The 12165-nt window shown below is 46.9% G+C and carries 13 protein-coding genes; 9 read left to right on the top strand and 4 right to left on the bottom strand.

The window, feature by feature from the left end:
- Nucleotides 1-9: 9 nt before the first annotated feature.
- Both VFH06_03520 and VFH06_03525 read right to left on the bottom strand, forming a co-directional pair.
- Nucleotides 10-1557: a RelA/SpoT family protein gene (locus VFH06_03520; GenBank protein ID HET6747147.1), complete on the bottom strand. Its 1548-nt coding sequence runs from the start codon at nucleotides 1555-1557 to the stop codon at nucleotides 10-12.
- A 103-nt stretch (nucleotides 1558-1660) separates the two neighbouring features.
- Nucleotides 1661-2083 carry a hypothetical protein gene (locus tag VFH06_03525; GenBank protein ID HET6747148.1) on the bottom strand — a complete coding sequence of 141 codons (423 nt, stop codon included), beginning with the start codon at nucleotides 2081-2083 and terminating at the stop codon, nucleotides 1661-1663.
- A gap of 144 nt (nucleotides 2084-2227) precedes the next feature.
- Here VFH06_03525 and gap point away from each other — a divergent pair, with 144 nt between their 5' ends.
- From gap to VFH06_03565, 8 genes are all read left to right on the top strand, one after another.
- Nucleotides 2228-3250, top strand: coding sequence for a type I glyceraldehyde-3-phosphate dehydrogenase (gene gap, locus VFH06_03530; GenBank protein ID HET6747149.1), 1023 nt, complete (start codon nucleotides 2228-2230; stop codon nucleotides 3248-3250).
- Between the two features lie 36 nt (nucleotides 3251-3286).
- Nucleotides 3287-3736 carry an RpiB/LacA/LacB family sugar-phosphate isomerase gene (locus tag VFH06_03535; GenBank protein HET6747150.1) on the top strand — a complete coding sequence of 150 codons (450 nt, stop codon included), beginning with the start codon at nucleotides 3287-3289 and terminating at the stop codon, nucleotides 3734-3736.
- Nucleotides 3737-3738: 2 nt separating this feature from the next.
- The gene (locus tag VFH06_03540) at nucleotides 3739-4383 is read left to right on the top strand and encodes a hypothetical protein (GenBank protein ID HET6747151.1); all 645 of its coding nucleotides are present in this window, start codon (nucleotides 3739-3741) and stop codon (nucleotides 4381-4383) included.
- A gap of 1 nt (nucleotide 4384) precedes the next feature.
- Nucleotides 4385-5248 (top strand): transketolase, encoded by an 864-nt coding sequence (locus tag VFH06_03545; GenBank protein ID HET6747152.1) that lies wholly within the window; start codon nucleotides 4385-4387, stop codon nucleotides 5246-5248.
- Nucleotides 5245-6243 (top strand): transketolase C-terminal domain-containing protein, encoded by a 999-nt coding sequence (locus VFH06_03550; protein ID HET6747153.1) that lies wholly within the window; start codon nucleotides 5245-5247, stop codon nucleotides 6241-6243. Before VFH06_03545 ends, VFH06_03550 begins: the two co-directional genes overlap by 4 nt.
- 8 nt (nucleotides 6244-6251) lie before the next feature.
- On the top strand, nucleotides 6252-7163 hold the full coding sequence (locus tag VFH06_03555) for a class II fructose-bisphosphate aldolase (protein ID HET6747154.1): 912 nt from the start codon (nucleotides 6252-6254) through the stop codon (nucleotides 7161-7163).
- A gap of 4 nt (nucleotides 7164-7167) precedes the next feature.
- Nucleotides 7168-8526: an FAD-binding oxidoreductase gene (locus tag VFH06_03560; protein HET6747155.1), complete on the top strand. Its 1359-nt coding sequence runs from the start codon at nucleotides 7168-7170 to the stop codon at nucleotides 8524-8526.
- 154 nt (nucleotides 8527-8680) lie between these two features.
- Nucleotides 8681-9307, top strand: coding sequence for a hypothetical protein (locus VFH06_03565; GenBank protein ID HET6747156.1), 627 nt, complete (start codon nucleotides 8681-8683; stop codon nucleotides 9305-9307).
- 60 nt (nucleotides 9308-9367) lie between these two features.
- Here VFH06_03565 and VFH06_03570 read toward each other — a convergent pair whose 3' ends face one another.
- On the bottom strand, nucleotides 9368-10543 hold the full coding sequence (locus tag VFH06_03570) for a cyclopropane-fatty-acyl-phospholipid synthase family protein (protein ID HET6747157.1): 1176 nt from the start codon (nucleotides 10541-10543) through the stop codon (nucleotides 9368-9370).
- 91 nt (nucleotides 10544-10634) lie between these two features.
- Nucleotides 10635-11051, bottom strand: a complete 417-nt coding sequence (locus VFH06_03575; protein HET6747158.1) for a hypothetical protein — start codon at nucleotides 11049-11051, stop codon at nucleotides 10635-10637.
- A gap of 99 nt (nucleotides 11052-11150) precedes the next feature.
- On the opposite strand from VFH06_03575, the gene VFH06_03580 reads away from it, so the two are divergent.
- Nucleotides 11151-12128, top strand: coding sequence for a carbohydrate kinase family protein (locus VFH06_03580; protein HET6747159.1), 978 nt, complete (start codon nucleotides 11151-11153; stop codon nucleotides 12126-12128).
- Nucleotides 12129-12165 lie beyond the last annotated feature (37 nt).

Here is a 12165-nt window from a genome sequence, read left to right on the forward strand (position 1 = left end):
ACATTACAATTAGTTCTTCTTTTTACGAAGGACTTTTTGTTTTATTACATTTGCAGCAGTGCTAATCGATTCGATCAAACCAAGTTTTTTCAATTGTGCGCGGAGCTTTTCGCGAGCATGGCTGGTCGTAACAAGATCGAGCCATGCTGGCTTTGGAAGCGATAACGTACGCGTCACCACTTCAACGACATCTCCGTTTTGGAGTGGCTTGTCGAACGGATGAATGTTGCCATTAACCTTAAAGCTATAGGCATGCATACCGATATCGCTATGGACAAGGTAGGCAAAATCAAGCGGCAACGATCCTTCTGGAAGATTGTAAATATCTCCATTTGGCGAGTAGACGAAAATACGGTCATTAAACAAATCAATATTGAGTTGTTCGTGAGAAATAGTATCACCTGATCCAAGTCGTGAAGCAACTTCCTGAAGCTGGGTAATCCACTGTAAGTGAGAAGGAAGATTGGCGATACGCTTCGTATTTTTTAAATAATCTTTTGAATTTTTTTGCTCATGATAATGAAAGCTAGCCGCAAGCCCGCGCTCCGCATATTCATGCATATCGTAGGTCCGAATCTGAAACTCAACGATCTGCTTGCTTGGTGTGATAACCGTAGTATGAAGACTTTGATATCCATTGGGCTTCGGCACGGCAATATAATCTTTAATCCGGGAAATCATCGGCTGATAAAGTGAATGAAGAAGACCGAGCACCCGGTAGCATGCTTCCTTGTCTTTTACGATAACGCGAAGTGCCATAAGATCATAGATATCATCTATGTTGCCATCGACTTTTTTTAGCTTTTTATGCAAGCTATAAATACTTTTCACGCGACCGTTTACCTCAAATTCAATATCGTGTTTTCTAAGTTCGGCTTCTACTTGTTTGCGAACCTCGCCCAACTTCCGCGTGCTTTTACCAAGGCGTTTACGCATCATATTTTTTAGATGCTGAAATTCTTTGGGGTCAAGGTAACTGTAGGCAAATTCTTCGATTTGCATACGCACTCGTCCCATACCAAGCCGGTCGGCAATCGGTGCAAATACCTCAAGGCTTTCGCGGGCGATTTTTTGTTGCTTTTCTGCGGGCATATATTGGAGAGTCGAAAGGTTATGGAGACGATCGGCAAGTTTGATAATGATGACGCGAACATCTTGGCCCACGGCAATCAGTAGTTTCGAAAGATTATCGGTTGTTTGTGGCAGATAACTCTCGAGATTACGCATACCGGCACGCGCCTGCGATACCTTGGTGACCCCATCAACTAAAAAAGCAACGTCGCCACCAAAAAGATTTTCAATATCTTTTAATGTAGTTTCCGTATCTTCAACGGTGTCGTGTAAGACGCCGGCGAGTACGGTATCGATGTCCATGCCCCACTCGATAAGTGTGTCGGCAACAGCGAGTGGATGGATGATATACGGTTCACCGCTTTTGCGAAACAGGCCTTCATGCGCGTCTGTAGCAAAATCGATCGCATGCTCCAATTCTAAAAGCTCGTCTTCTTCATAATGAGGCGAGGCGTGTTTAATGACTTCTTTTTTGTGCAATGCCATAGTAGTAACAGTATAAGTCAAGCGGAGTAAAAAAACGACTCTTAGGAATAGTGGTTGAGGTGGAGCGGGGGCTTTGAGCGGCCCCCGCTCCACGCATGTGTTCTTAGCTTTCCGTCAGTCTTGAGAAAATTGAGCGGATATCTTCATCCGAGGCGTGCACAGGATTGTCATTGGCGATGCCAAAGAGCTCCTGCGCCGCAGCCCACCGCCCGTCGTATTTTTCGATGATGAAAAGCACATACTCTTGGTCGTTGACTTCACAGAATGCAAGAGACTTCTCGTTGAACTCTTCGTACTTTTCCGACCCCAACGGTCGGCACCACGCATCCTGGCCAAAGGCCTTGAACATGAACGGGTCAAGATAGTGAAGTGTGCCATGGAAAACTGCCGCACGGGCGCGAACAAAGCTCTCGAAAGCATCCGGGTCGATTGAAATCGGCAGGAAAGAAGAGTCGCCCCAATCGTGCCCACCCCAGTCGAGCGCTCCCGAACGAATCTCCTGGAGAGACGCAAAACGAACATCCATTATTTAACCTCGCACTGATAGGGAAGATGAACAATAGTATGGTATCTGTACAGAAAATAGATGTCAACCATTTGCGGGAGGAGTTGCGACGGTATATAATAAACAACAGAAAATGATAACGCTTACAAAAGGAGTGGGGAACTCATGGGCAAAGTTAATGTCGCAATAAATGGCTTTGGTCGGATTGGTCGAAATGCATTTAAAATTGCGTTCGAACGAAGCGATGTCGATATTGTCGCGATCAATGATCTTACAGATACGAAGACGCTTGCGCATCTTTTGAAACACGATTCTTCTTACGGCACATACGGAAAAGAAGTAAGTCATGATGATACGAGCATCATTGTTGATGGCAAGCATATTCCCGTGTTTGCACAAAAAGAGCCAGGGCAGCTTCCATGGCGTGACCACAGTGTCGATGTCGTTATTGAAAGTACGGGTTTCTTTACCGATCCTGCTAAGGCGCGAGCCCATATTGACCAAGCGGGCGCGAAAAAAGTTATAATCAGTGCGCCTGCCAAAGGCGAAGGCTCGGATACGATCGTTCTTGGTGTTAATGAAGACCAACTCGGTCGGGAAGGTGCGAGTGACATACTTAATAATGCAAGCTGTACGACCAACTGTATAACGCCGGTAATGGCCGTACTCGAGCATAATTTTGGTATCGAAAAAGCGATGATGACAACCGTTCATAGTTACACCGCCGACCAACGCTTGCAAGATGCGCCACATAAAGATCTTCGTCGCGCACGTGCGGCAGCGGAAAATGTCGTTCCTACTAGTACGGGTGCAAGTATTGCGGCAGGTCAGGCGCTTCCCGCGGTAGCCGGACGCTTTGGCGGGCTTAGTTTACGAGTGCCGACTCCAGTAGTGAGTCTTAGTGATTTTGTCGTCGTGACGAAGCGAGATGTTACTGTTGAAGAAGTCAACGAAGCGTTTCGCAAAGCCGCGGAACAGCCGTTTTATCAAGGTATCCTTGCCGTCACTGACGAACAGCTTGTCAGCAGTGATTTTAAGGGTAATAGCCACAGTGCAATCGTTGACTTACCGCTCACGAGCGTTGTTGCGGGTAATCTTTTAAAGGTCGTTGCCTGGTATGACAACGAATGGGGATTCAGTAACCGTCTTGTCGAACTCGTGGCAGACGCCGGAAAACTAGGCAAGTAACTTTCGTTTTATCTTAAAACCGCTTATACTAATACTATGAAGATTTACTTGGGTGCTGATCATCAAGGCTTTGCTATGAAGGAGGATGTCTTTGCCTACCTTGCAAAGCGAGGCTATGATATAGAGGATGTAGGGGATAAAGAACTCGATCCAAACGATGATTTTCCTCAGTTTGCGCAGCTTGCCGCATTGAAGGTGCTTGGTGATGAAGATCCTGATCCAAGAGCGATTTTATTATGTGGTGGAGGTCAGGGTATGTGCATGGCGGCCAATCGCTTCAGGGGAATCCGGGCGAGTGTCATTTGGGATGCATATGAAGCTAAGATGACTCGTAATGATAACGATAGCAATGTGCTTTGCTTGCCGTCAAGAGTATTGCAAAACGAAGAAGCAGTCTGGCAGGATATCATCGATACATGGCTGAAGACGCCCTTCGCTGCGGCTCCTCGCTATAAGCGCCGTAATGCGCAGATTGATGAGCTATAGGTATGAGTGTTATCGCACCAGCATTACTTGCGGAGACTCCCGACGACTACAAAGTAATGGTAGAGAAAATTCATGGCTTTGCGCAGCGTGTCCATGTTGATATTTGTGATGGTGAGTTCGCTCCTAGTTTTACAATAGGTGCTGCCCAAGTATGGTGGCCCCAGGAGTGGACCGTCGATATACATGCGATGGTAGCTCGCCCAAGCGAACATCTTGAAACCCTACTGAGCTTAAAACCTAGTACAATTATTTTTCATGCCGAAGTACAAGAAGATATTGTTCCCATCCTTGATCATATTAAAAAATTTGGAATAAAGGCCGGCATTGCATTACTTAAAACAACAGTGCCAAATACCGTTGCCCCCGCGATTGAAGCAGCGGATCACGTTATGATATTTAGCGGCGAACTTGGAAAATATGGCGGAACAGCCAGCTTGATGCAACTTGAAAAAGTCCGTCTTATTCGTGCCATTCGACAAGATGTTGAAATCGGTTGGGATGGTGGCGTAAACCTTGAAAATGCTTACGGGCTATCGCAGGGTGGAGTTGATGTGCTTAATGTTGGCGGTACGCTCGCGAACGCTGACGATCCGGCTGCCATGTATACTTCGCTTGTCAATGAAATCAATAAACACGGAGTAATTTAAGATGGACGGTGGGCAATTGACAGTTTCTCAGCTACAAAAAAAAGCTGCGGAAGTACGAAAAAGTATCTTGGAGATGCTAGAAGCAGCGGGTAGCGGCCATAGTGCCGGCCCCCTTGACCTTGCAGATCTCGTTACGACACTTTATTTTTCTATCATGAGCGTAAATCCTAAGGATCCCGAATGGAGCGAACGTGACGTTTTCTTTCTTAGTAATGGTCATACGGTTCCTGTTCAATATGCGGTTATGGCGCATAGGGGATACTTTCCTGTTAAAGAGTTGCTCACGCTTCGTAAGTTAGGCAGCCGCTTACAGGGCCACCCTGAACGCTTAAAATTACCAGGTCTTGAAAATACGAGCGGTCCACTAGGTTCCGGCTTGAGTCAAGCCGCCGGGTATGCTTATAGTTTGCAATACCTTGATAATGCCAAGCATCGCTGGGTGTACGCGATTACGGGTGATGGGGAACTGAACGAAGGCAATATATGGGAAGCTGCGATGTTTGCTGGTAAGTATAAACTTTCTCAGCTCATAGTGTTTGTTGACCGTAATAATATCCAGATTGATGGTCCAACTGAAGAGGTGATGCCGCTTGAGGATCTCCGGGGCAAATGGGAGTCATTCGGCTGGCATGTGCAGGAAATCAATGGCCATAACATAGAGAGTATCATCGATGCAGCAGCCATGGCGAGGGCAATTACGAATCGTCCAAGCGTTATTATTACTCATACTATTCCGGGTAAAGGCGTCGAATTTATGGAATATGACTATCATTGGCATGGATACGGCAAGTCGCCAGACGATTATACGGAGGCTCTTAAGAAGTTGCGCAGTTTGAACGGCAAGATTACAGGAGAACACGAATGAGCACATATAGCCTAAATCCGCATCTTTATGGCGATGACGTAAAACTTGAACCGATTCGCGCAGGGTTTGGCCGTGGGCTTAAGGCAGCCGGTGAAACAAACGAGGCGATCGTTGCGCTGTGTGCCGACCTTACCGACAGCACCCAGATGTCACTTTTTAAGGAGGCATTTCCTGAACGATTTATTGAGATGGGGATTGCCGAGCAAAACTTAGTGACGGTTGCGAGCGGTTTGGCGCGTGCCGGTAAAGTTCCGTTTACAAGCAGCTATGCCGCATTTAGTCCAGGCCGTAATTGGGAGCAGATCCGCACTACGATTGCGCTAAATGAGCAGCCAGTGAAGATTATCGGCTCCCATGCCGGTGTGAGCGTAGGGCCGGATGGCGCGACCCACCAAATGCTCGAGGATATTGCACTTATGCGTGTTCTGCCCAACATGGTAGTGATCGCTCCGGGAGATAGTATCGAGGCGGAGAAGGCGACGCATGCGATTGTCAGTAATGGGAAGCCAAGTTATCTTCGGTTGGCTCGCGAGAAAACTCCCGTATTTAGTACCGAGCACTCGCCTTTTGAAATCGGCAAGGCCTACAAGCTTCGTAGTGGTGACGATGTCACGCTGCTCGGGACGGGCACCATGACCTATCAGCTTCTTGTAGCGGCAAAGCGACTTGAGGAAAAAGGAATCCATGCCGATGTGGTGCATGTTCCCACTATAAAACCTCTTGATGAAGAAACGATTTTAGAGAGCATTAAAAAAACAGGCAGAGTTGTGACAGCCGAAGAAGCGCAGATGGCGGCAGGCTTTGGCGGGGCAATCGCCGAACTGTTGGGCGAAAAGTTGCCTACACCGTTGCTTCGTGTTGGTATGAAGGATAGGTTTGGCGAAAGTGGCACCCCGGCCGAACTTATTAAGTATTTTGGCCTCGATGGAGAGTCGATTTCCCGAGACGTTGAAGAATTTGTGCGTAAAGTGCCGCGTTACCACCAGGGGTTTTAAGGAGGATTATGAGTTTATCAATTCGACAAATCAGAGATAATACTGTACGAGCGAGACATCTTATGCAACGAAGCCGCTCACAAAAGTTTGCGGTTGGTGCATTCAATATTGATAATCAAGAAACACTGATTGCCGTGGCGCGTGCCGCCCAAAAGCTCAACTCTCCCGTTCTCGTTGAGGTAAGTGATGGCGAAGTAAAAGCTATGGGGCTCGAGAATATTCGAGATATGGTGGATAACTACCGCGATGAGTATGGTGTTGAAATGTACATCAACCTCGATCACAGCCCAAGCGTTGAAGCGGCCAAACGCGGGATTGATGCCGGTTTTGAATTCATTCATATCGATATTTCACAAGCCAATCACGACGCAAGCAGGGAAGAAATTATCGCTAAAACCAAAGAGGTCGTTGAATATGCTAGGTTCACGGGCGCGCTTGTTGAGGCCGAAGAGCGCTACTTTATGGGCTCGTCCAACTTGCATACTGAAACGATTAATTACGAAGAAGTAAAAAAATTCAACACCAAGCCAGATGAAGCGGTTGATTTTGTGAATCAAACTGGTATTGATACGCTTGCCATACAAATCGGAAACTTACATGGTCTCTATCCGGTTCCAAAACAACTTGACCTCGAATTGCTACAGCAAATTCGTGACAAGATCCAGTGTCAAATTAGTCTTCACGGAGGAAGTGGTACGCCTCTTCATTATTTTGAAGATGCCGCAAAAATCGGTGTCAGCAAGATAAATATCAATAGTGACATGCGCTATGCGTTTCGCAAAACGCTCGAGAAAGTTCTTGCTGATAACCCCGATGAGTATGCTGTTGTAAAACTAATGCCAGTGGTTTATGAAGCTGTTCAAAAAGTGATTGAAGAAAAAATAACAGCCTTTGGTAGTGCGGGAAAAGCTGTATCATAGAACAATGACACTATCATACGAAGAAAAACGTGACCGAGTCGTGCGGCAGTACGCTGCCATTCGTGAGCAGAACGGATCTGTGCGACTTCAAAAATCTGCTTCAAACTTATTCCGTGAACGGAAAGGTAAGGCTGCCAAGCTTGATACACGTGATTTTAATCAAATTCTTTCCGTCGACGTAAAGGGCCTAACCGCCGATGTTGAAGGGATGACGCCATATAGGGCTATTGTTGATGAAACGTTAAAGTATGGCCTGTTGCCTGCCGTCGTACCTGAGCTAGCCACAATTACAGTTGGTGGTGCCGTGAGCGGTGGTGGTATTGAAGCCAACTCTTTATATAATGGGCTTGTTCACGAAACTGTACTTGAAATGGAAGTCCTGCTTCCTGATGGCTCTGTGGTAACTGCAACGCCGAAAAATAAGTACAAAGATTTGTTTTATGGCATGGCAAATTCATTTGGAACCTTAGGTTATATCTTGAAATTGAAAATAAAGCTTATCCAAACAAGGCCATACGTGAAGCTTCGGCATATTCCGTTTAAAAAGCTGGATGGTTTTCTTGAATTAGTCAAAGAAGTCGGCAAGACGAAAAAATATAAAGGCGAAACAGTCGATTTTATTGATGGGAGCGGGTTTGAAAAGAACAATATCTATGCCACCCTGGGCACGTTTGTCGATGGCGCCCCCAGAGTGAGCAACTACAGATATATGAATCGCTATTATGAATCAATTTCACGTCTCAAAGAGGATTATTTATCTGTTCGTGACTTTATCTGGCGATGGGATAGCGACTGGTTCTGGTGTTCTAAGGCGTTCTATATGAACCATACAGTGCCGCGATTTTTATTCGGCAAATGGATGCTTCGTTCTGAGAGCTACTGGAAGCTTCTGAGATTAGATCAAAAATATCATATGGCAGATACAATCCGTAGGCTGGGCGGCGAGCCGGAACCTCTTGAGACAATTATTCAAGATGTCCAGATTCCTATTGAAAATGCTACGGAATTTTGGAATTTCTTTACAAAAAATATTGCAATACGCCCTGTATGGTTTTGTCCTACAAAGTCAAAGACCTCGGCGGATTTCCCTCTTTATGAACTAAAACCTGGTCAAATCTATGTAAATTTTGGATTTTGGGATCAGGTGAAGGCGCATAAAGGCGATCCATTTTACTACAACAAACTCATCGAGGCGGAGGTGAGCAGACTGGGCGGTAAGAAAGGGCTCTACTCTGAAGCATTTTACTCCGAGAAGGATTTCTACGAGATCTACAACGGTAAAGCATACGATGCCCTCAAGAAAAAGTATGATCCAGCCGGGCGCTTAAAAACACTCTACCAAAAGTGCATAGAGCGGGCGTAAGCACGGCTTTTTCCTGCGTGAATGGGTAGCTGACCGCCAGGGCATAAAAAGACTAGGCTTCAGGCATCTAAGAGAACGAATAGCGTCTTCTGGTATAAATACTTATTTTATTGTATTATATATCTGTACGTCGCGCATCACTAGGAGAGGTGTCATGAACGACTCGCTTGATGCGGCGATTATTTCGCCGGCGCAAATTATCGAAATGAGCCACCCGCTTGCGGCGGCCAACCATCGTCAGTGGATAGCGTGGGAGCGGTGGGTACTCCGTGACCCCGCAAGGCTGACACCCGAAGGCGTAAACAGCATCGTGTGGCAGGCCCGTGCCTCTGGGCTCGACGATATGTTGGCCTTGCATGCGCGGATGGTGATCGACATCGTGAAGCTGCACGTGGGTGAGTTTGCGTATTCGCCCACCGTGGCGAGCCTGGTGCAGAGGAAGTTCGACCAATTCAACGGCTGGGTGGCGTATGTCGTCAAGAAGACACCTGAGGACCGTACTCGCTGGCTGTTGCAGTGCCGCACTCCGTTCCTTTCGCTTTCGCCTGAGATGCAGGCTTCGGATTACACTGAAGCCGAGAAGGACCTGATGGCGATCGCAGAAGCAGGAGGACTGGTGCTGACGGACCCATTCCCGGCGCTGGTGCCGCAAACAACAGAACAACTGGAGCGGTTGCGTCAACGGCACAAGCTCGGCATGCACGGTAAGTACGTGGGTAGCGAGCAGCCGTGGTCCAACATCTGTGTGGGATGCCACCGCGACTGGTCGGTATCTCACTAAGCCGCACTACGGGCATCTCATAATGAGCGCCGTCGGTAGGCGGCTCTCATTATGCCTGATTTATTTATATAGAAATTCGCGTGTCGATGGCAGATCGTTTTTTAGGCCTTTTGTAAAGACAAATTGTGATAAGTCGAAGGTACCGTAGCGGAAGCTGGTGGCAGAACCTCGGAGATATAACCGCCACATACGAATGAATGTTTCGTCGTAACCGAGTTTGCGGACCTTGCCAAGATTCTTTTCGAATCGGTTTGTCCACTCATCGAGTGTATGCGCATAATGCATTCGCAGACTCTCGTAGTCGGTAATATGAAAATCGTACTCTGGTAAATAGCGAACAACTTCGCGCACACTTGGTACATATCCACCCGGGAAGATATATTTATCAATCCATGCCGGCATATCCTCTTCGGTTTGTTGAGTAATTGAATGAACGACCGCAATGCCCTGGGGTTTTAATAATTCGTCAATGGTTTTAAAGAATTGGGCGTGATTTTCACGGCCCACGTGCTCAAGCATTCCGACGCTCACAACTCGTTCGAACGTTTTTCCGAGCGTAGGCGCATCTTGGTAATTCATGTGATAAAAAGTGGTGAGCTTCTCAACGCCTTCTTTTTTAGCGCGGGCTTTAGCGTACTCGTACTGCTCTTTGCTGAGAGTGACACCGATGCCTTTGGCGCCATATTTTTTAGCTGCTTGAATAACAAGGCCACCCCAGCCACAGCCAAGATCGATGAACTCCTGGCCCTTTGAGAGTTGAAGTTTATTTAGAACATGATTAAGCTTTTGCTCTTGGGCGGTGTCAAGCGAGTCGTTTTTCTTGCGGAAATAACCGCAGGTGTATACCATTGCCTTGTCAAGCCAAAGCTCATAAAAATCATTACCAAGATCGTAATGGCTCTCAATTTGCTCGGCTTGTTTCTTACGGATGTTGCGGGCAAATTTATAACCCGATTTTTTTCCGAATATCTTTTTAAAGTCGCGTTCGTTGAGATAGGCGAACTTCAGCAGCTCGTCAAGATTATCAACGGTTACTTTTTCGTGCATGAAGGCTTCGCCGAAGCCAAGGTCGAATCGCTTTACGATGTCGCTTATCGCAGACTCGTCGTGAATGGTAACAGTAAACAATGGCTTACCGGTTCCATATTTTTTCTTGGTTCCATCGGCATAAATAATAGCTATAGGTCCATGTTTTGCTCGGTTGAGTACTTGTTCAAAAATAGTTTTCGCAATCATAATTAAAGCATACCATGAAAGAAAACGGGGGTCGATAATGCTTACAGCGCACTGATCTCATAATCACTTTATGAGACCAGTGCGCACCCTGTTAAAGCAGGAAAAAACTGGGCTGTTCACGCAGGATGTCAATGAACAACAGCTCGCCGTTCCGGTAGCGCTGCTTGAGCGGCTCGCTCAGACCGACATGGCCGCTGAGTATGTAGTCCGCCTCTGTTGTGTTAGCGAATCTGTACGCACGCTGCGGATGCTCCTGCCATTCTCGCAGAATTTGAATGGTTTCTTGAAGGACGAGGTGGTCGAGAGTGGTTTCTTCAATCAACTGTTGGCGAGTGACGAGCATGACTTCAAAGTAACGAGGCGGAGTAACCTCATCACCCAAGTAGGGGCGGAGAATTTCGGGCAGCTTTGCCGCGAAATCTTTCACCTGATCGAACAGCTCGGGCTTTCCGTAGACTCTATCTCGGCGTAATACTTCCAGGATCGTACTCGGCTCGGGAATACTCACTTCAAAGGCCTCCAATCTCTTAAAGACGAGCTTTCAAGGGCTACAAAAGAATACCAGGATATATCAAAACCTTCAACCATAAGTGGTATAATGTGAGTAATGAACAAAAAAATACCAAAAATTCTCTCGATTGGTGCTGCGGTTCAAGATGTGTTCTTGAGCCATAGTGATGAATTTAAGCCCGTAAGTGACAAAGCCGCACGCGAAATATTCATGAAGCTCGAACTCGGAGCTAAGGCGGATGTAAATAACATCAACTTTACTACAGGTGGAGGCGCTACGAATGCAGCGGTTACATTTGCAAGGCAGGGCTTACGCGCGGAATTCATGGGAACTATAGGCCATGATCCGGCGGGTCAGGCCGTTTTAGACGACCTTGATCATGAGGGTGTTGAAACCACTCATGTCAGCTATTCAAAAAAATACAATACGGGGTATTCGGTATTGCTGCTTGCGCCGAATGGCGAGCGAACCATCCTCACGTATAGGGGTGCTTCAACTCATTACGACGCAAAAAACTTCGATATAGAGGACAGCGATGCGGATTGGTTGTATGTTTCAAGCATGGCTGGCGATATGGAGACACTCAACAAAGTTTTTCACCAGGCGCGCCAGCATGGGACGAAGATTATGTTTAATCCTGGCAAGCGGGAGCTCGCACACTCTACCAAGCTCAAGGCGCTTCTTGAAGATGTTGAGGTGCTATCGGTTAATAAGGAGGAGATGCGTCAGATTGTTGAGGGTGAAGAACTCGAAGAGCTCGTACGCCATGCGCTTCACTACGTACCTGTAGCAATTGTGAGCGATGGTCCGAACGGAGTTATGGCGTCTGATGGCAAGACGGTCATTCGTGCAGGTATGTACGAAGATGTAAAAGTAATTGATCGTACGGGAGCAGGTGATGCGTTCGGTTCGGGCTTTTTAAGTCAGTGGGCACTAGGAAAGAGTTTGAAGGATTCGTTGGTCTTCGCCAGTGCGAATTCAACATCTGTCGTGACGAAAATCGGTGCTAAATCCGGCATTTTAGAAGGTAACGTACGGCTTCATGATATGCCGCTTCACGAAAAACCACTCTAAATCTGTTATACTTATGCTTAAAGAATAGGCGACATCC

Source organism: Candidatus Saccharimonadales bacterium (genome assembly GCA_035697325.1).
Taxonomy (GTDB): domain Bacteria; phylum Patescibacteriota; class Saccharimonadia; order Saccharimonadales; family Saccharimonadaceae; genus JALRBM01.

Excerpts from the sequence above, each read along its gene's own strand:
- VFH06_03570 (HET6747157.1), bottom strand. The coding sequence starts at position 10,543 with ATGATTGCGAAAACTATTTTTGAACAAGTACTCAACCGAGCAAAACAT.
- VFH06_03555 (HET6747154.1), top strand. The coding sequence starts at position 6,252 with ATGAGTTTATCAATTCGACAAATCAGAGATAATACTGTACGAGCGAGA.
- VFH06_03525 (HET6747148.1), bottom strand. The coding sequence starts at position 2,083 with ATGGATGTTCGTTTTGCGTCTCTCCAGGAGATTCGTTCGGGAGCGCTC.
- VFH06_03580 (HET6747159.1), top strand. The coding sequence starts at position 11,151 with ATGAACAAAAAAATACCAAAAATTCTCTCGATTGGTGCTGCGGTTCAA.
- VFH06_03535 (HET6747150.1), top strand. The coding sequence starts at position 3,287 with ATGAAGATTTACTTGGGTGCTGATCATCAAGGCTTTGCTATGAAGGAG.
- VFH06_03560 (HET6747155.1), top strand. The coding sequence starts at position 7,168 with ATGACACTATCATACGAAGAAAAACGTGACCGAGTCGTGCGGCAGTAC.
- VFH06_03550 (HET6747153.1), top strand. The coding sequence starts at position 5,245 with ATGAGCACATATAGCCTAAATCCGCATCTTTATGGCGATGACGTAAAA.
- gap (HET6747149.1), top strand. The coding sequence starts at position 2,228 with ATGGGCAAAGTTAATGTCGCAATAAATGGCTTTGGTCGGATTGGTCGA.
- VFH06_03520 (HET6747147.1), bottom strand. The coding sequence starts at position 1,557 with ATGGCATTGCACAAAAAAGAAGTCATTAAACACGCCTCGCCTCATTAT.
- VFH06_03545 (HET6747152.1), top strand. The coding sequence starts at position 4,385 with ATGGACGGTGGGCAATTGACAGTTTCTCAGCTACAAAAAAAAGCTGCG.
- VFH06_03565 (HET6747156.1), top strand. The coding sequence starts at position 8,681 with ATGAACGACTCGCTTGATGCGGCGATTATTTCGCCGGCGCAAATTATC.
- VFH06_03540 (HET6747151.1), top strand. The coding sequence starts at position 3,739 with ATGAGTGTTATCGCACCAGCATTACTTGCGGAGACTCCCGACGACTAC.